The sequence below is a fragment of the Oscillospiraceae bacterium MB24-C1 genome, assembly GCA_030913685.1.
Taxonomy (GTDB): domain Bacteria; phylum Bacillota; class Clostridia; order Oscillospirales; family Ruminococcaceae; genus Yanshouia.
This window is the reverse complement of the sequence record CP133187.1, coordinates 1,054,299-1,072,950: the sequence shown is the minus strand read 5'-3', so window position 1 is coordinate 1,072,950 and position 18,652 is coordinate 1,054,299. Positions and strand designations below refer to the sequence as shown.

Below are 18,652 nucleotides of genomic sequence, written 5' to 3'. Positions count from 1 at the left end.
TTTGCTACATTTTTAGTTTCTTTTCTGCCTCTTGAGTGCTGTAATAAAAACTCAATATTAGATTAGGGGGGGCTTTGGCTTGGGGGTTTCACTATATGAAATAGATATGCCATATAAGGGAGAATATGTAGACAATACAACGTTACAATTAGCATACGCCACTGCATCATTGGGCGATTATGCTTATGTTACTGGATCAGGTTCTTATTGGTATTGGAATAATGCTTCTACTAAATTAGCTTGGGTTAATCAGCAGATTTCAGAAGCTTCTTATACAGCTTTGACTACACCAGAAAAGCAGCTGTACCTTATATTGTGGTGGTTTGAATATGAGTGGATCAGTAAGTTATGAATTGTTTAATTCTAGGTTTCCTGCCACAACTAACGGATTTACTTCTGAGGGCGGTATCTACGAAACGTTTATAAATAAAATTGGAGCCAACAGTGTGAAGGGTACTATTGTTATTGCGTCAACGTCTGTTGATAATGCGGTGAGCATTGCGCCAGCTGGGTCATCTATGCCAATCGGAATTATTTACGAATCTGGTATTGCTGATGGCTCTGCTGTAAAAGTTGTGGTGTACGGTAAAGCTCAAGTGCTACTGGCTGGTGGACAGTCAGCTACACATGGAAATTGGTGCGGAGTAAGCAATTCAGTTGCTGGACGAATGTATCAGGATATTACACCGCGAATAGTATATCACTATCAAGAGATTGGCCACAGCATACAAACTAGTTCAAGCGGTGTCGATGTATTATCTTTAGTGCAGGTTCACTTCAACTAAAATTTGAACAAATAGTGTATATAAAAGGCAAGGAAGATGTTCCTTGCCTTTCGTTTGGTAGCTAAACGATCCCCGAAAACCTTGATTTAACAAGGCTTTCGGGGATCAGGTCAGTATCTACCATATGCTTAAACTCATCCACACTGTAATCCATAAGGTCCTTGAGTTGATTGGAGCCGGCATTATTTATCCAAATATCTATTTCCCCATTTTCACTTTTTACCGCATCGGCAAAGCTGCTCAGCTCATCATAATTAGTAACATTTGCCACCCGCGTCAATAAACTCCAGTGCAATTGCCTTCCCTATTCCTGGCGCACCACCGGCTATTACCACGCTCTTGCCCTGTAGATTTAACTGCATAAGTAATCCCCCTTTTCATCTATTCAGTCTCTGTTGTCCCAACAATACATTTAATTCCCCTCGCATTAAAATATGCGGAGATTTCCTTAACATGATTCTGAAAGGATCTTCTATTGAACTTAAGATAGGACATCTGATAAGGAATTCCTAAGGAGGCATACTTTTCTTCTCCCAGACGCATGTAGCTCAAAAGCTGTATAATACTGACCTGACCGTTCAATTTCTTGAGAATAAACTCTGCTGTAGCCTCAATATTTTCCATGCTATCATTTATTGTTGGAATCAAGGGTATGCGCACAATAAGCTTTCTTCCCAGCCCGGCTAGCTTTTCTAAATTTTTAAGAATTTTCTCATTATGTACCCCTGTGTATTGACTATGTACCTGTGTATTCATATGTTTAATATCTGTAATAATCAAATCCGTGTAGGGCAGAATTTTTTCAATTTCTTCCCATTCCGCATAAAAGGTAGACTCAAAGCAGGTCTGAATATTCTCCTCCTTGCAGGATTTAAAAAGTTCAGCGACAAAATCGCTTTGCAGCAAGGGCTCGCCTCCAGATACGGTAATGCCGCCTCCAGAGCGGTCATAATACCCTTTATCCCTTCGAATCTCTTGCATACATTCCTCTACAGTCATCATATTGCCCCATTGCTTAACAGCCTCTGAGGGACATGCTCTTGCACAGGCCATACAATTCAGACATTTGCTGCGGTCTATTAGAGCTATTTTGCCGCGATAAAAGTTTAAAGCACCGGATTGCGGACAGCTTTCCTCACACAAACCACACTTTTTCCTTGATATACACTTAGCTCTATATATTCCAGGCTGTATGATTGACATCCAACTTTCCGGATTACTACACCATTTACACCTTAAAGGACACCCCTTCAGAAATAATTCGGTTCGCACTCCAGGGCCATCATTGATGGTAAATCGCTGAATGTTAAATACGTTCCCCTTATGAGACACTACAACACCCCTCTACACACATGATACATAATAAAAAGAAAGCGTCAACTCTTGGCACGTCCACTCATGCACTGCAAACACCTGTTATCCGGAGCGTTTTCACGCAGAAGAGTTCTACACCTCTCAATGCAGCACAGCCGCCGCCCCTGTAACAAGGAATTCCCTTGCTACAAGCGGTGGCTGTGGTTGCCTCAGACTTGAAAGGCTATCAGCATTTAGAATTTTACGGTACACGATGAATCGCATTTTTCTATCATCTTGACAAAGGCGACATTTTAATGCTAAAAATTTAATTCCGTCCGCTGAATCAAATCTTTTTGCAGCGGTTTTCCTAATTGAACAAAGTAGGCACTATAACCAGCAACGCGTACTAACATATCCTGATAGTCTTCCGGATGCTTTTGAGCGGCTCTCATGGTTTTAGCACTCATTACATTGAATTGCATGTGCATACCGCCCTTATATAAATACTCATCAATAAAGCTGACCAGATTATCCCTGCCCTGTTTACCAGAAACAGCACTTTCAGGGAACTTGAAGTTCATCAAGGTACCGTTAGTTGCAATACTGTGGTCAACCTTGCAAACAGAGTTCACAAGAGCGGTCGGTCCCTTGATATCATGGGAACCTCCATCCGTATGAACAGGGCCCATATTATCAGAGATAGGTTCGAAATTCTTACGCCCATCCAAAGACGCATTCATATGTAGGCCCATGCCTACGTTAGCATTTACAGTATATACCCCGGGGCGGTATTCTCCACCACGAGCATTTTTCCTGCCGGTCATATGCCTGCAATAGCACTCAAAAATATTCTTGAAAATTTCATCTGCATAATCATCATCATTACCATAGTGATGCACTTTAGGACCATTAATAAGATGGTACAGGGTCTCATGTCCAACCCAGTTGTCTTTGATCGCTTTAAGCAATTGCTCGCCAGTATACTTTTTTTCATCAAACATCAACTGCTTGATTGTGCACAACATATCGGCACAACTTGCAATCCCGCCGCCCTGCGGCCCTGTACCATTATAGATTGCGCCGCCTTCATTTAAATCGTGTCCGGATTCAACACAAGACGGGAAGAATGCGGATGCATAGGGAAGCGGTTTTAATTGCCTGTGCGCACGTTCTAAAATAGTCAAAGTACTGCAAATTTGGTCACACCAATACTCAATTTGCTTTTCAACGCTCTCCCATACCTCAGCATAGCTTTTATAAGTTAACAAGCTGCCAAAATCAGGAGATAATTGTTTGCCTTGCAAAGTGCGTCCGCCATTAACAACCAACTCCATCATCTTCGCAAGATTGATATAAGCTGCGTCATGCCAACCGTATTCCTTACCCGGCAGAGACAGCTCTACACAACCAACAACAGCATATTCTCTTGCTTCCTCAAGCGAGCACCCCTTGCGCATCATACAAGGAATCGCTGATTTATCATTGAAGATCTTAGGATGGCCATAGCCGGCGCGGATGCATTCCGCTACTTTAATTTTTAATTCTTCAGGCGTTTTATCGTGCATACGAACCAACATCCAAGGTCTGTCCATGCGGGTGTGGGCGGAAGCCTCAAGAAGCATAAAGGTTAAATCGTTTGTAACATCATTGCCTTCGGTATCAACGCCACCAACAGTTAAGCACTCACCGCCAAAATTATAACCATTACGGGACTCAGTAGTAACACCGTCTTTAATCTTGGTCGGGTTGTTCATTCTCAGATATTGCACTTCTAAAAGTTCCTGAGCAAAGTCCTTCGTGATCGTTTTGTTCTTTATATCAGCTGCATAGAAAGGATAGAGCCACTGATCCATACGGCCATAGGAAATAGAATGTCCGTTTCCTTCTATTTTCAGTAAAGAAGTAGCTGTCGTAAATAATTGCAATGCTTGCCAGAAGGTTTTGGGAGTACCCTCAGAAACTTGTTTGCAATTTTGAGCAACCATTTCTAATTCGCTCTTTCTTTTGGGATCATTTTCCTTTTGAGCCATTTGAAGAGCTAAATTTGCATGGCGCTGCAAAAAAGTTTGCGCGGCCTTTAGCATCATTAGCGAGGCTTCATAAAAATCTCTCTTTTCATCAAATTCAGGATCCTTCTTCGTAAGCTTTTCATAAGCAGCCTGCACCTCTTCTACAAGGCCAGGAAAACCCAGTCTCATCAAGCGCGGATAGTCAATTACATAGTGACCAATGCCTGCGTAGTGATACAAATTTGTTTGGTAAATTCTTTCGCCAAATTGCGAACCGATTTTTTGAGCTTCGTCCATACGGTTTTTGCCATAATCAGCAATCGTCTTACCTTCCCAATAGCGGCAAAGCTCAACTAATTCTTTACGATCTGCTTCGCTCTTAAAGAAAAACTTGTCATGTTCACGTTCCTCAAAAGGGTGATTAAGGGTTTCATCAATAATCCAATTAACCGAGAATTCCGGGTAAATGGGAGAAGATTTTGGAGTTGCCGCAATTTCTCCAACAATCAAGTCCCCATCTTGAATTTGAATATCGCAGTTTTCCAGCACATTTTGAAAAGCATAGGCGCACTGCATTTTTCTAGAGCAGTTTTCATGCGCCTTATAAGATTCAGTAACCAATCTTAAACGTTGAATATCGATATCATACGGAAGAGCAGTGAAGGCCTGCTTCATCTTTTCCACGCGCGGGTACGGAGTCCAAGATGCATGCCCCACTTTGTAGCCAACACCATAGCTTTTGTCATAAGCCTCCGTGCCAATCGCAGGTGTATGGTATTTTTCCATTTTTGTTCCTCCTTTTTTATTGCCAAACAGTTTACTTTTCTAGTCACTCTACCTTTTTTAAAAGCATATTTTATGTTTTAATTATAACATCCTACAAAATTCCTGTAAAATACTAATATACGATAGAACCTTATAATAAAAAGTTATATCCTCTCGATATTTGTGGTAAAATATTGCAAGGGTTTATAAAAGGTTCATGATACACTTAGGAAGAACGCTTTATGACCGAGAAAATAGAAGCAGGCCTGAGTGAATATGTTGCAGAATAAGGAGGCGTATATACATGCAATCTATCATTGAAATTAGAACAATTGAATATATGCTGGCTATTGAGCGCGAGGGAAGCTTTCAAAAAGCAGCTGAGGCCCTATATATTAGCCAACCGGCTTTATCACAATACATCAAGAGAATAGAGAGCACTCTGGATTTCCCTCTCTATGAAAGAGAGAAGGGAAAGTGTGTACCAACGGAAGCAGGCAAAGTTCTACTTGGAAATGGGAAAAAACTAATTGAAGATTATTATAATATGCTAGATAAAATGAAAGATGTCAGTGGGATCAGAGAAGTAAAGGTTGGATGGCCCACAGGTTATACGGTCCGGTTTTTTAATAAATTATTATCTTATATGACTACCTGCAATATGGTTAAGCTGCAAGTTACCGAGGATACCGTAGATAATCTTACTCTTGCTTTACTCCAAGGTCAGCTAGACATCATTCTTGTCCCTGTCATCTACACGCATCCTAATCTAGTATACACGACGATCCAACATGAGGAATTCCACCTTGCCATCCCCAAAAATCATATCGCCTATACAATTGCAGAGCACAATCAAGTAAATGGCTATGTAGGTTTGGCTCAATACCTGGAAATGCCTTTTGTTACGGTAGATGCAGCGGCCTATCAGAATCTCTTTTTCTCTTTGTTTGAAGAATATGACAGAAAGCCCGATATACTTTTTACCACCAAGGACTGGGGGCGCGCCTTCCTATTGTCCGAGCAAGGCTGCTGTTTAGCTATTTTGCCATATTGGTATGCTAAAACAGATAGTAAGGAGCTTGCTTTTTTCCGCATCAAAAGCAAGCATCGCAATTACCGCACTTTTGGCTATGCACTTAATAAAAAACTATCTATCACTCACGAAATGCGTCTTGTCATTGATTATATGCTGGCCACCTATGGAGATCAATACGCCGGCAGCCCTGTACCGCAAGAGGCTTTTAAAATAAATTATCATTTTTAGCCCTATATTGACGTGCCCCCAATGTATGATCCGCTCTTTTGTAGAGAAAGGCCGTTGGTTCCGTAGCAATAATTATCAAAGATTGTATAGGCCGTTGTACTTGATGTCTGGTATTAATTCTGCCTTAGAATTTCCCACTCGTTTGCTTAGTGTTCTTCCTTGTTGTTTTTCATAGAAATAGCCTCCCAATTTTTGTGGATTCTGGGTGTTCATGAACTCCCAAATTTGCACTAAAAAGGAAGGCTACATAGCTTCATTGTTAAGTTTTAATTTTATTTGTTATACGCTATAAATCCGCATGTTAAAGCCATTGTTAAGCCACCAGCGTCATTCCCACTCGATCGTTGCCGGTGGTTTACTTGTGATGTCATAAACAATTCGATTAATGCCGCGGACCTCGTTAATAATCCGACCGGATATCTTTTCTAGCAGGTCATAGGGGATTCTCGCCCAGTCAGCGGTCATAAAGTCGGTGGTGGTCACGCCGCGCAGTGCAAGCGTATAATCATAGGTACGACCGTCGCCCATGACACCGACCGAACGCATATCGGTGATAACAGCAAAGTACTGATTTATGCTGCGGTCAAGCCCAGCGATGGCAATCTCCTCGCGGAAAATGGCATCGGCCTCGCGCAGAATGGCCAGCTTATCCTCAGTGATTTCGCCTATGACGCGAATTGCAAGGCCGGGGCCGGGGAAGGGCTGACGCCATACCAGGTGTGCGGGCAGATCCAGCTGCTCGCCCAGTGCTCGTACTTCGTCCTTAAACAGCATACGCAGTGGTTCAATCAGGCCTTTGAAGTCAACCACAGCGGGCAACCCACCTACATTATGGTGGCTCTTGATGACGGCGGCTTCGCCGACGCCGGATTCAACTACGTCTGGGTAGATGGTACCCTGCGCCAGATAATCGACCGAGCCGATTTTGCGGCCTTCATCCTCAAAGACGCGGATAAACTCCTCGCCGATGATTTTACGCTTGCGCTCAGGATCAGAGACACCCGCCAGTTTGCCCAAAAAGCGGTCGGCAGCATTGACGCGGACAAAGTTGATGTCACCGTTACCAAAGATTGATTCAATCTCATCGCCCTCATTTTTGCGCATCAAGCCGTGATCTACAAAGATACAAGTCAGCTGGTTGCCCACAGCCCGCGCGATAAGCGCCGCAACTACCGAGGAATCGACACCGCCCGAAAGCGCCAGTAGCACCTTACCGCTGCCGACCGTTTTGCGGATCTGCTCGACAGCCGTCACGGCGTAATCCTTCATCGTCCAATCGCCTACGGCGCCACAGACGAGATAGAGGAAGTTTTTGAGCACCTTAATGCCGTTCTGGGTGTGGTTAACCTCGGGGTGAAACTGCAGGCCATAAATCTTCTTTTCCACATTTTCCATCGCTGCGGTGGGGCAGGCCTTGGTGGTCGCGGTAGCGGTGAAGCCCTCCGGCAGTGCATCGATGTAGTCGGTGTGGCTCATCCAGGCAATAAATTCGTCAGGCAATGTATCGAACAGCGCACTTTTGTGCACCAGTTTTGTCTCGGTACGGCCGTATTCGCGATGGTCGGGGCTGGTGACATGTCCGCCCAGTATATGCGCGATCAGCTGCACGCCGTAGCAGATGCCCAACACGGGAATACCCAGCTCAAATACAGCCGGGTCGATCTGGGGGGCATTTTCAAGATAAACACTGTTAGGCCCGCCAGTGAAAATAATTCCGATGGGGTTGAGCTTTTTAATTTCGTCAGCGGAAATCGTATAGGGCTTTACTTCGCAGTAAACGCCACATTCGCGCACCCGCCTTGCAATGAGATGGTTATATTGACCGCCGAAATCGATCACCAATACCAGTTGATGGCTCATAAGCTTCCTCCAAATACTCTTGTTATCTTTATATTTTGCCACCAACCGGCACAAATTGCAACAATAATGCAACGGTTTATAAAAGGAATATAATTTTTCATTGAATTAGCGCCCATACTTGTCGGGAATGATAGTGAAAAGGAGGAGATAGCTAATGAAAAAAACGATTTTTTTCTTTGTAATGATTTGTTTTATTCTGCCCGAATTACCGACAGTTAAAAAGCCAGCTTCCAGTATCGCCCCAAAACCAGTCTCATTTGTCGTGGAGGCCGGGCGCTATGCTTGGGCCTGGGCAGATGCACAGTATTATACCTGTTTTGCTTTGCCAGAAAAAGAAGAGTATTAAACGGGATTTATTTTTGAGTTAGCTGTGTATTATTCTATTTTTAGATAAAAGCAGCGCTTATAACAGATTGCATGCCGCCCCTGCAAAATACGCTTATAAAGTGACGGTATATCCCGCGTTTTTTGGGGTTATTACTTGCACAGCCGTCGTTTGTTGGATATAATAGAAGTTAAGCCAAAAAGGGAGGGGTCAACCGGACATGCGAAAAGAACTGGAAAAGACCTACGATCCAAAACAGGTTGAGGATCGAATTTATGATAGCTGGATAAAGGGTAATTATTTTCACGCCGAGCCCAATCCGGATAAAAAGCCATTTACCATTGTTATTCCGCCGCCCAATATCACCGGACAATTGCATATGGGCCACGCGCTCGACAACACCCTGCAGGATATTTTGATACGTTACAAGCGGATGCAGGGGTTTGAAACGCTCTGGATGCCCGGCACTGACCACGCCTCGATTGCTACCGAGGCTAAAATTGTGACCGCACTTAAAGAAGAAGGCCTTTCTAAGGCGGAAATTGGACGTGAAGAATTTTTGCGCCGCGCCTGGGACTGGCGTGAAAAGTATGGCGGACGCATCATCAATCAGCTCAAAAAGCTGGGCTCGTCCTGCGATTGGGCGCGTGAGCGCTTTACTCTTGACGAGGGATGCAATAAGGCCGTCACCGAGGTGTTTTGCCGTCTTTATGAAAAGGGACTTATCTACCGCGGTGAGCGCATGATCAACTGGTGCCCCAACTGTAAAACATCTATTTCAGACGCCGAAGTTGAATATAAAGAGAAGGCAGGCGGTTTCTGGTATATCCGTTATCCGCTCATCGACGGCTCAGGTGATCTGATCATCGCTACCACTCGCCCTGAGACGATGCTGGGTGATACCGGCCTTGCCATCAACCCCAACGATGAGGAGCGCATCCACCTTGTGGGCAAAAAGGCGCTACTGCCGCTGGTCAATCGCGAGATTCCGATTGTAGCGGACGACTACGTCGAACTGGGCTTTGGCACCGGTGTCGTTAAAATGACCCCCGCGCATGACCCCAACGACTTTGAGGTCGGGCAGCGCCAGGGGCTTGAAATTATCAACATCATGAACGACGACGGCACCATCAACGAAAACGGTGGAAAATATGCCGGGATGGATCGCTTTGCCTGCCGCAAGGCGATTGTCAAGGATTTGGAAGAGGCCGGTTACCTCGTCAAGGTCGAGGACTACACCCACAACGTAGGCTGCTGCCAGCGCTGTGGTACCGTGGTCGAGCCTAGCCTTTCCACGCAGTGGTTTGTGGATATGAAGCCGTTGGCCGAGCCTGCTGTTAAGGCGGTGAAAAAGGGCGAGACTCGCTTTATTCCAGATCGTTTTGATCAGACTTATTTTCACTTCATGGAAAATATCCGCGATTGGTGCATCAGCCGCCAGCTTTGGTGGGGGCATGAGATCCCTGCGTGGTACTGTGGCGACTGCGGCGCGGTTACCGTAGCACGAACCGCACCGGAAACCTGCTGCAAGTGTGGTAGCCATAAGTTGACGAAAGATCCGGACACGCTGGACACTTGGTTCTCTTCAGCACTATGGCCCTTCTCGACGTTGGGGTGGCCTGAAAAAACGCCGGAACTGGATTATTTCTTCCCGACCGACGTGCTGATCACCGGTTATGACATCATCTTTTTCTGGGTTGCCAGAATGATCTTCTCTTCCATCGAGCAGATGGGTGAGGTACCATTCAAGGATGTGCTGATTCACGGTCTGGTGCGCGACGCGCAGGGGCGTAAGATGAGCAAATCGCTTGGAAACGGCATTGATCCGCTGGAGGAAATCGACAAGTACGGTGCTGATGCGTTACGCCTGACGCTAGCAACCGGCAATGCGCCCGGCAACGACATGCGCTACTCCGATGAGAAGGTTAAGGCCAGCCGAAACTTCTGCAACAAGATTTGGAACGCCGCGCGCTTTATTCACATGAACCTGGGAGATGGAGAAGTATCCAATGCCCTGCCCGAGACACTCACAACCCCCGATAAGTGGGTGCTTACCCGTTTTAATCAGACCGTTCGTGAGGTTAGTGAGAACATTGAAAAGTTTGAACTGGGCATTGCCGTGCAAAAGGTCTACGACTTTATCTGGGACGTATTCTGCGACTGGTATATTGAGCTGGCTAAGCCGCGCCTGCTTTCTGGCGGGGAAGAGGCACAGGCCACCCGTCAGGTGTTGGTGTATGTACTGACCCGTGCGCTGGCGCTACTGCACCCATTTATGCCGTTCATCACCGAAGAAATTTGGCAGTCGCTGCCGCACGAGGGTGAGAGCCTGATGGTATCGCAGTGGCCGCAGTATGACTCGTCGCTGGATTTTGCCGAGGAAGCCGCGAACTTTGAGATGGTGATGGATGCTATCAAGGCGATCCGTATCGCGCGTGCCAACGCCGATGTACCGCCTTCACGTAAGGCGACTGTTTACATCAATAGCGCGCACGCCGAAGTGTTTACCACCGCCACGCCGTTTATTGAGCGTCTAGGCTTTGCCTCTTCGGTGCAGACGGTTGCTGACGACTTTGCTATTGAGCACGCGCTACATGTCGTCACAGACCACGCACGCATATTGTTGCCGATGGACGAGCTGATTGACCGCGAGAAGGAGCTGGCTCGTCTGAACAAAGAGTTGGCTGCCTGTGAGAAGGATATCGAGCTGGTTTCTGGCAGACTTGCAAACGAGGGCTTTGTGGCCAAGGCGCCCGCAAAGGTAATTGCCGCCGAACGAGACAAGCTGGAAAAAGCCACTGAGCGCATGGCAAAGATCAAAGAGAGTCTGGCTGCGCTGGGGGCATAAGATTCACCTAATAAATATTATTAAGCCGGCGCCGCTTTGCGGCGCCGGCTTAACGTTAAAAAATTTTTAAAAAGCTGTATAGCAGCGTCGATTGTGTGGTTAGTAGATAACTTAATAAAAATTCTCATAATCCTCCCTTAATATGGTTGCGTTTCTTGGCAAATTTGGTATACTAGATTTAAGGGACAATCCCTTGAAAGGCTAGCAGCTAGAATGCCGCGGTCTTTCCATCAAACAAAGGAGCGATAATGATGTTTACTGAAAAGGTAGCCAGCCTTCTGAACAACCAGATTCAAAAGGAACTCTATTCAGCGTATCTGTATCTGCAGTTTTCCAACTTTTATACTGAGCAGGGCCTTAACGGCTTTGCTAACTGGTATAAGATTCAGGCGCAGGAAGAGCGCGATCATGCCATGCTTTTTGTCCAATATATGCAGAATAACGATCTGTCGGTGACATTTGAGGCTATTGAGAAGCCTGACGCCGTACTGACAAACAACATGGACCCGCTGCAGGCCGCGTTGAAGCACGAGCAGTATGTAACTGAGCTGATCCATACCATTTATGAGGCTGCGTACGAGGCGAAGGATTTTCGCACCATGCAGTTCCTTGATTGGTTTGTTAAGGAGCAGGGTGAGGAGGAGACCAACGCGCAGGATCTCATCAAGAAGATGGAGCTTTTCGGCGCCGACAGCAAAGGGCTCTATATGCTTGATCAGGAGCTTGGTGCTCGCGTTTATGTCGCGCCCAGCCTCGTGCTCTAATCGCATAGCGATCTGACCATTTAATTTATTGGGGAGCGTCCTGTTTTCAAAGTGAATTTTGAAAACAGGATGCTTTTTATTGGGGGGATGATTATGGCCCTTTTTGGGGCAAGATAGCACCAGCCACAGTATTTTGTTTTGGGCATCACGCCGGAGAATTGCTTTTTATCAGCATTTTTTATAACTCAAGAGGGTAAAATCTGAGTAAATTGTATACAAAATTTGTGTTTTATGGTTGAGATTTAGTCGTAAAAAGGTGTATAATAACTACATTGTGATGATACACCAAGAAGTAAAAGGAGAATTTTGTGCCATGTTTGAAAACTTACTTGCAGTATTAAAGGCCAATCCCCGTCGTTTGGTCTTTACCGAAGGGCCTGACCCCCGCATTCTTGAGGCTGCCAGCCGTTTAAAAAAGGAAGAAATTCTGACCCCAGTGCTCATCGGCGTACCGGAAGAGGTTCAGTCTGCGGCAAAAACCAATGGCTTTGATATCACAGGAATTGAGATTATCGATCCCGCCACCTATGCTGGAATGGACGAAATGGTAGAAAAGATGGTTGCGCTGCGCAAGGGTAAGATGACCGCCGAGGAATGCCGCAAAGCACTTTCTAAGGGCAACTATTTTGGCACCATGCTTGTTGCAATGGGTAAGGCTGACGCGCTGCTTGGTGGCGCTACCTATTCCACTGCGGATACTGTCCGTCCCGCGTTGCAGCTGGTCAAGACCAAGCCTGGTAATAAGATTGTATCCTCTTGCTTCATTATGGTGCGCAAGAAGGATGGCAAGGAAGAAAGATATGCGATGGGCGACTGTGCCATAAATATTACACCTGCTGAGGATGAATTGGTTGAAATTGCGTTAGAAACAGCACGCACCGCTAAAGCGTTCGGCATCGACCCCAAGGTTGCGATGTTGTCTTACTCTACCATGGGCTCAGGCAAGGGTGAAAGCGTTGACCTCGTGAAAAATGCCACCGCCAAAGCTAAGGCTGCTGCGCCTGACCTCGCAATTGACGGCGAAATGCAGTTTGACGCCGCATTCTCTCCCGTTGTCGCCAAGACCAAGTGCAAGGGTTCTCCCGTTGCTGGTCAGGCCAACACTTTCATCTTCCCAGATATCAACGCGGGTAATATCGGTTATAAGATTGCGCAGCGTCTGGGTGACTTTGCAGCCTACGGCCCGATTCTGCAGGGCCTGAATGCGCCGATCAACGACCTCTCTCGTGGATGTGATGCCGAAGAGGTATACCAGATGTCGATTATCACCGCAGGTCTTAAATAAGTCGGATTATTTTGATCTGATTAAAACACCGGTTTAGCTGCATTGCTAAACCGGTGTTTTTGCTTAAATTATACTGTCCAGAAAAGGTAGAAAAGCTGAAGGCATAGCGAATTCGGTGACCAGTTTTTCCTTTGTTACCCAAGAGAAGGCTTCAGGCATATTGCTACAGGTGACAATGTAGCTGGACATTTTCCATTCTATATGGGTGAAAATGTGCTTTTTGAGTTGTCCCTTTTTGATGCTAAAGGCTGAAAAGCCCCACTCAAGTAAAACCTGACGAGCTCGATCGGTAGAAAGGCTACCCTCTTCATTCGGGAACTCCCACAGACCGCCGAGCAATCTGCCGATTTCTCGCCGACGAATTGCCAGCTTATCATCGCAGCAGAGGAGAAAAACGGTTTTCTCCTCTTTCTTACGTGGCTTTTTTTTCGCCTTGACTGGCAGCGACAGCTGCGTGCCGTTTGCAAATGCGCGACAAAATTCGCGGACAGGGCAAGCGGGACATTTTGGTGTGCCGTTGGGCAGACAGATTGTTGCGCCTAGCTCCATCAGGCTTTGGGTAAAGTCACCGCGGCAATGCGCAGGATAGATAGCACGTAACATTTCGGTGATATCGCTTTTCACGCGGGGCAGGGTGATATCAGCATCGCTGTTGGTCAATCTTGCGACTACGCGCAGCACGTTACCGTCAACAGCCGGAACCGCCTGCTCAAAGCAAATTGAGGCAATAGCTCCTGCTGTGTAAGCACCGACGCCCGGCAATGCCAGAATATCAGTTAGCGCATCGGGAAACTGTCCGCCGTGTTTTTCCACAATTAATTTGGCTGCTTTTTGCAGATTGCGTGCCCTGCTGTAATAGCCAAGCCCTTCCCAAAGCTTTAAAAGCTGAGCCTCGTCTATCTCTGCGAGGGCGTTTATTGTTGGAATCTGCTGCAAAAATCGATTGTAATAGGGGATAACGGTATCCACCTGTGTCTGCTGCAACATAATTTCGGATACCCATACACGGTAAGGATCGGTGTTTTCACGCCAGGGAAGCACCCGGGCGTTTTGGGTATACCATGTCAAAAGCGGGTTGACAATGTTATTTAATGAGCCTGTCTCGTTTGCAGAAAATGTAACTTTCAATAATTTCACCTATACATTTTGAATTATAATATATTGCTATCAAAGCAAGCCGTTGGGCATCCTTAGTAAAAAGATTGTACCACAGCTATTATACCACAGCGTATCATTGAGCGCTATTATGTCCATGGCAGCTGATTTTGAGCAAAAGAAAAAGAGCGCCCCGATTGGGAACGCTCTTTATAATGTCGTTAGTGTTTATCTTCTGTTAGAGAAGCACTCGCTGCAATACACAGGACGGTCATCTCTGGGCTGGAAAGGAACCTTGCAGGGAGCTCCGCACTCGGCGCAAACAGCGTCGAACATCTCGCGGGGCGCTCTGTCGGAACGACCGCTGGATGCCTTGCGTGCATCGCGACAGGGCTTGCAGCGCTGCGGCTCATTGGTGAAACCTTTTTCGGCGTAGAAAGCCTGCTCATTAGCTGTGAATACGAACTCGGAACCGCAATCTTTGCAAGTGATAATTTTGTCGTTGTACATTTGAATACCTCTAATCTAAATTCTGGCTTCACCTTATTGTGAAACACTATGGTTAAATATACTAGATAAAAATATTTTTGTCAATAGGGAATCACAGGAATATAAAAATATATTTTCAAAAATGAAATCCCACATAAACCCTTTATTTATTACAAAAATCCTGCCCTTCTCAAGAAAAATATGTCTTAATTAACCTAAGAGCATTAATAAATCTTGAGCTATTCATATCGTAATGCTTCGATGGGATCAAGCTTGGAAGCTTTGTTGGCAGGATAATAACCGAAAAATACACCGATGGCCATTGAAAAGCTGACAGCTATAAATACGATGCCTGGCGAAGGCCAACCCGGAAAGCCCAGCAGCGAAGAGCCGGTGAGCCCTAAGGCGGTGCCCAGTGCGACGCCGATAACGCCGCCGATCAGACAGATGATCATCGATTCAACGATGAACTGTATTCTGATGGCGCTGTTTTTGGCGCCAAGCGCTTTGCGCGTGCCAATTTCGCGGGTGCGTTCAGTCACTGAAACCAGCATGATATTCATAACGCCGATACCGCCGACCAGCAACGAAATGCCGGCAATAATGCTGATTGCAATACTCATGGTGTTCATCATGCCAGTCATCTGCCCAATCATGCTGTCCATGCTCTCTGACCTGATCTTAACATGCTTGTTATTTCGGTAAAAGTGATCGTTTAAATATTTGGCGGACTGCTCGGCAAAGAGCTTTGAATCAATCACCTGGTCACTGCCCTTAACTTGGAGGCTATAGTGTAGCCCCTGCGTTTTGCCGGTGATCTGCTTGGCCAATGTGATAGGGATGAACACAGTGGAGGTCGTATCTCCCGCCATGTTGCCGAGAACACCCTTGATTTCAAAATGATAAATGCCCACGACCGTAAAGGTGTATAGCCCTTGATTCAAGCGTATTTTAATTTCCTTGCCCAATGCTTGCTGCACCGGCATACCGGGGAACAACTTCTCAATAAACCGGTCGGAGATGACAGCGGCGTATTTCATGCCGCCCACTTCGCGCTCACTTAAAAAATGCCCCGCAACAATTGGGATATTCTGAATTTTCAGTGCATCGGAATTGCTGCCAACGACATCGCCATTGGCTTGGTTGCGTCCATTCATGGCCTGACCGGAGCCAACGTGGCTGGAGACAGCCCACGCGGAAACCTTGCCTGAAAATGCCTCGAGATAGGCATCTATCATCTGGTCAGATATCATGTCAGAATCTTCCCACGCGCGAGTATAGTCGATGTTGCCGTATTCGTCAGGCTTATCCTGTAAGGAGAGGTAGATGGAATTTGCGCCCATATCATTCATCAGGTTGGTTACCGAACCGGTCATAGCTTGGCCGACTGTAACAATAGCAATGACCGACGAGATGCCGATGATAATGCCTAGCATAGTAAGCAGGGCGCGCATTTTGTTAGCTAAAAGCCCATTGACGGCAAGACGTATGTTTTCTCCCAGAAGCATGTCAGACCGCCCCCTGTTCGTCGTTAATAATGCGGCCGTCCGAGAGGGTGATGATGCGCTGTGTCTCGGCGGCCAGTTCCGGATTGTGGGTTATCAGCACAATAGTTTTGCCCTGCTCACGGTGCAGCCGGTGGAAAATATCCATCACCAGCCGCCCGGTGGTGGAATCAAGTGCGCCGGTTGGCTCGTCGGCCAAGATGATAGCGGGGTCGTTGGCCATAGCGCGCGCAATAGCGACGCGCTGTTTTTGTCCGCCCGAGAGCTCGTTAGGCATATGCTTTATTCTATCACTCATCTCCACCTGCGCCAGCAAATCCTTTGCGCGGGCGATGCGCTTAGCACGGGGCATTTCGCCGTAAAGCATCGGCAGTTCAACATTAGAAAGCGCGCTGGTGCGGGGGATTAGGTTGAAGGTCTGAAATACAAAGCCGATTTTTCGGTTTCTAATTTCCGAAAGGCGGTCGTCCGGTACGTCACGCATCGGCACACTGTCGAGATGGTAGCTGCCTTCTGTGGGGCGATCAAGCGCACCGATAATGTTCATCAGCGTAGATTTGCCCGAACCTGAAGCACCAACAATTGAAACAAATTCGCCCTCCATAACCGTGAGATCTATGTTCTTTAAGATGGTCAGTTCGTTGGGCTGACCGATGTAAAAGCGTTTAATAATGCCCTGCATGGTAATAATGGCACTGCGGTTCTGTTCCATTACGCATTCACCGCCGATTCAGGAGAAAGGCGAATCTCTGCGCCGGATGTAATGCTGATGGGGTCTGTAATGATGAGATCACCCTCTGCCAGTGCGTCGGAGGAGATTTCTATTGAAAAGTCGGTCTCCATGCCGGTTTCAACCGGGATGGATTCTGCCGTGTAGTTACCTTCTTCATCGGCGCGGGCAACAAAGACCACGTTATCACCGTTTTCGTCGGTGGTCACAGCGTCATAGGGGACTGAAAGTGCGTCGTCTTTCTTCTTGAGAATGATGTTCAATCTTACGTTCATTCCGATGCGCAGTGCGCTGTCTACCGCATCGAGTGACACATCGGTTGCAAACTCAACGGTGCCGCCATTTTGGGCTGCGGTACTGCCATCTTCATTTTTGGCGGCAGCGGGCGCGATCCGCAGCACTTTGCCGTCAAATTCGCGTTCGCCGGTGGCGTCGCTCTTGATGATGGCGGGCATGCCCTCGCGCATTGCGGCAATATCATATTCGCGCACCGAGGTTTTCACTACCAACTGCTCGGTGTCCTCAATCACGAACAACAGTCCATTTCCGGGCATGCCCTCAAGCGCGTAAACCGCAGTAACAGTGCCGGTGATAGAAGCCTTAACCGTGGAATCTGAAAGAGCCTGCTGAAGCTTTTCAAGATTCAACTGTTCTTCGGTCATATCGGCAGAAATGGTGTTTCTCTCAACGGCATTTTTCAGCTCCACCAGGCGGCGGGTTGCGGTGCGTTCTACCAGTTCCTTGTTTTCGAGTGCATCGTTATACTTTAGGCGCGCAAGCCGATAATCCTTACTGTAAACGGTGACATCGTCGCCATATTCGTCGTTGGCTTCCTCCCACTCTTTAAATGCGGAATCGTAGACGCCTTCCTTTTCCTGCATGGCGGCATAGGCCTCGCTGACGCCTTCGCCGGATTTTAGCGCGTTGTTATAATCTTTTTTTGCACGGGAAAGCTCAATTCGGGCAAGGTTCAATGTGCGTTCAAGCTTGCTCAACAATTCATCGGCGTATTCCTGTTCATCCTTGTGGTCATCAAGCGACCGACGGGCATCGGTATACTCACGTTGGGCGTAATTGAGCGTCTGTTGTGCGTTTATCAATTCGGAGTATTGGTCGGTTTGTAAGTCGTCAAGAAGATTCTGATAATCTGCTTGGCTCTCTGAAAGTGCCAGCTTCGCTTTTTTTACAGCATTGTTGATTGCGGTTTCTTGTATTTTAATTGACCGTTCCAGATCAGTGGTATCAAGCTGGCAAAGGATATCACCAGCGACGACCTTATCTCCCACCTTGACATTGACGGCGGTGACCAACCCGGTTTCGCTCGAGTATACGCGGGAAGCGGCGTCGCTTTCAACTCTGCCGTTAAGGGTGATCCGGCTTTCAAGGCTGCCCTTTGAAATGGGGCTGGTCGACACGATTGGCCGGGAATCTTTGGGCAATAACAGCTTGAGTGCCACCGCAGCAACCAACAACACGATAATTACTATGATCCAAATTTTCTTTTTGGGTCTCTTTTTAGTAAAGTGAGCAATCTCCTTATTTTTGTCCGGCTGTGTGGCGATATTTTGTTCCCCAGCTGAGACGGACGAAACCTGATTGTTTTCCAACATGCTGTCTTCCTTTCTTGCACGG

At 46.8% G+C, this 18,652-nt stretch carries 16 protein-coding genes; 7 read left to right on the top strand and 9 right to left on the bottom strand.

The annotated features are described in order from the left end of the window. The first annotated feature begins 79 nt into the window (after nucleotides 1-79). Both RBH76_05185 and RBH76_05180 read left to right on the top strand, forming a co-directional pair. Complete coding sequence (locus tag RBH76_05185; GenBank protein ID WMJ84814.1) at nucleotides 80-352, top strand: hypothetical protein; 273 nt, start codon at nucleotides 80-82, stop codon at nucleotides 350-352. After that, a complete protein-coding gene (locus RBH76_05180) occupies nucleotides 330-785 on the top strand; it encodes a hypothetical protein (GenBank protein ID WMJ84813.1) in 456 nt (151 codons plus the stop codon). The genes RBH76_05185 and RBH76_05180 overlap by 23 nt, the downstream gene beginning before the upstream one ends. A gap of 61 nt (nucleotides 786-846) precedes the next feature. On the opposite strand, the gene RBH76_05175 is transcribed toward RBH76_05180, so the two are convergent. From RBH76_05175 to RBH76_05165, 3 genes are all read right to left on the bottom strand, one after another. Beyond that, nucleotides 847-1,056, bottom strand: a complete 210-nt coding sequence (locus tag RBH76_05175; GenBank protein WMJ84812.1) for an SDR family oxidoreductase — start codon at nucleotides 1,054-1,056, stop codon at nucleotides 847-849. A 110-nt stretch (nucleotides 1,057-1,166) separates the two neighbouring features. After that, nucleotides 1,167-2,057, bottom strand: a complete 891-nt coding sequence (locus RBH76_05170) for a glycyl-radical enzyme activating protein (GenBank protein WMJ84811.1) — start codon at nucleotides 2,055-2,057, stop codon at nucleotides 1,167-1,169. Nucleotides 2,058-2,398: 341 nt separating this feature from the next. Then, on the bottom strand, nucleotides 2,399-4,876 hold the full coding sequence (locus RBH76_05165; GenBank protein WMJ84810.1) for a pyruvate formate lyase family protein: 2,478 nt from the start codon (nucleotides 4,874-4,876) through the stop codon (nucleotides 2,399-2,401). A 283-nt stretch (nucleotides 4,877-5,159) separates the two neighbouring features. Here RBH76_05165 and RBH76_05160 point away from each other — a divergent pair, with 283 nt between their 5' ends. Next, nucleotides 5,160-6,119 carry a LysR family transcriptional regulator gene (locus RBH76_05160; protein WMJ84809.1) on the top strand — a complete coding sequence of 320 codons (960 nt, stop codon included), beginning with the start codon at nucleotides 5,160-5,162 and terminating at the stop codon, nucleotides 6,117-6,119. A 327-nt stretch (nucleotides 6,120-6,446) separates the two neighbouring features. Here the strand turns inward: RBH76_05160 and guaA are convergent, their stop codons facing one another. Then, on the bottom strand, nucleotides 6,447-7,979 hold the full coding sequence (gene guaA, locus RBH76_05155) for a glutamine-hydrolyzing GMP synthase (GenBank protein ID WMJ84808.1): 1,533 nt from the start codon (nucleotides 7,977-7,979) through the stop codon (nucleotides 6,447-6,449). 154 nt (nucleotides 7,980-8,133) lie between these two features. On the opposite strand from guaA, the gene RBH76_05150 reads away from it, so the two are divergent. From RBH76_05150 to pta, 4 genes are all read left to right on the top strand, one after another. Further along, entirely contained in the window at nucleotides 8,134-8,325 is a 192-nt protein-coding gene (locus RBH76_05150) for a hypothetical protein (GenBank protein ID WMJ84807.1), read from the top strand. A gap of 199 nt (nucleotides 8,326-8,524) precedes the next feature. Next, nucleotides 8,525-11,152 (top strand): valine--tRNA ligase, encoded by a 2,628-nt coding sequence (locus RBH76_05145; GenBank protein WMJ84806.1) that lies wholly within the window; start codon nucleotides 8,525-8,527, stop codon nucleotides 11,150-11,152. A 251-nt stretch (nucleotides 11,153-11,403) separates the two neighbouring features. Next, on the top strand, nucleotides 11,404-11,916 hold the full coding sequence (locus tag RBH76_05140; protein ID WMJ84805.1) for a ferritin: 513 nt from the start codon (nucleotides 11,404-11,406) through the stop codon (nucleotides 11,914-11,916). 313 nt (nucleotides 11,917-12,229) lie between these two features. Further along, complete coding sequence (pta, locus tag RBH76_05135) at nucleotides 12,230-13,201, top strand: phosphate acetyltransferase (protein WMJ84804.1); 972 nt, start codon at nucleotides 12,230-12,232, stop codon at nucleotides 13,199-13,201. Nucleotides 13,202-13,264: 63 nt separating this feature from the next. On the opposite strand, the gene mutY is transcribed toward pta, so the two are convergent. From mutY to RBH76_05110, 5 genes are all read right to left on the bottom strand, one after another. Continuing rightward, nucleotides 13,265-14,329, bottom strand: coding sequence for an A/G-specific adenine glycosylase (gene mutY, locus RBH76_05130; protein ID WMJ84803.1), 1,065 nt, complete (start codon nucleotides 14,327-14,329; stop codon nucleotides 13,265-13,267). Nucleotides 14,330-14,524: 195 nt separating this feature from the next. Next, nucleotides 14,525-14,806: a zinc-ribbon domain containing protein gene (locus RBH76_05125; GenBank protein WMJ84802.1), complete on the bottom strand. Its 282-nt coding sequence runs from the start codon at nucleotides 14,804-14,806 to the stop codon at nucleotides 14,525-14,527. 218 nt (nucleotides 14,807-15,024) lie between these two features. Beyond that, complete coding sequence (locus tag RBH76_05120; GenBank protein WMJ84801.1) at nucleotides 15,025-16,293, bottom strand: ABC transporter permease; 1,269 nt, start codon at nucleotides 16,291-16,293, stop codon at nucleotides 15,025-15,027. Nucleotide 16,294: 1 nt separating this feature from the next. After that, complete coding sequence (locus tag RBH76_05115) at nucleotides 16,295-17,002, bottom strand: ABC transporter ATP-binding protein (protein WMJ84800.1); 708 nt, start codon at nucleotides 17,000-17,002, stop codon at nucleotides 16,295-16,297. Next, nucleotides 17,002-18,630, bottom strand: a complete 1,629-nt coding sequence (locus tag RBH76_05110; GenBank protein ID WMJ84799.1) for an efflux RND transporter periplasmic adaptor subunit — start codon at nucleotides 18,628-18,630, stop codon at nucleotides 17,002-17,004. The genes RBH76_05115 and RBH76_05110 overlap by 1 nt, the downstream gene beginning before the upstream one ends. Nucleotides 18,631-18,652: the final 22 nt, after the last annotated feature.

Excerpts from the sequence above, each read along its gene's own strand:
- RBH76_05165 (WMJ84810.1), bottom strand. The coding sequence starts at position 4,876 with ATGGAAAAATACCATACACCTGCGATTGGCACGGAGGCTTATGACAAA.
- pta (WMJ84804.1), top strand. The coding sequence starts at position 12,230 with ATGTTTGAAAACTTACTTGCAGTATTAAAGGCCAATCCCCGTCGTTTG.
- guaA (WMJ84808.1), bottom strand. The coding sequence starts at position 7,979 with ATGAGCCATCAACTGGTATTGGTGATCGATTTCGGCGGTCAATATAAC.
- RBH76_05140 (WMJ84805.1), top strand. The coding sequence starts at position 11,404 with ATGTTTACTGAAAAGGTAGCCAGCCTTCTGAACAACCAGATTCAAAAG.
- RBH76_05160 (WMJ84809.1), top strand. The coding sequence starts at position 5,160 with ATGCAATCTATCATTGAAATTAGAACAATTGAATATATGCTGGCTATT.
- RBH76_05150 (WMJ84807.1), top strand. The coding sequence starts at position 8,134 with ATGAAAAAAACGATTTTTTTCTTTGTAATGATTTGTTTTATTCTGCCC.
- RBH76_05115 (WMJ84800.1), bottom strand. The coding sequence starts at position 17,002 with ATGGAACAGAACCGCAGTGCCATTATTACCATGCAGGGCATTATTAAA.
- RBH76_05110 (WMJ84799.1), bottom strand. The coding sequence starts at position 18,630 with ATGTTGGAAAACAATCAGGTTTCGTCCGTCTCAGCTGGGGAACAAAAT.
- RBH76_05120 (WMJ84801.1), bottom strand. The coding sequence starts at position 16,293 with ATGCTTCTGGGAGAAAACATACGTCTTGCCGTCAATGGGCTTTTAGCT.
- RBH76_05145 (WMJ84806.1), top strand. The coding sequence starts at position 8,525 with ATGCGAAAAGAACTGGAAAAGACCTACGATCCAAAACAGGTTGAGGAT.
- RBH76_05125 (WMJ84802.1), bottom strand. The coding sequence starts at position 14,806 with ATGTACAACGACAAAATTATCACTTGCAAAGATTGCGGTTCCGAGTTC.
- RBH76_05180 (WMJ84813.1), top strand. The coding sequence starts at position 330 with ATGAGTGGATCAGTAAGTTATGAATTGTTTAATTCTAGGTTTCCTGCC.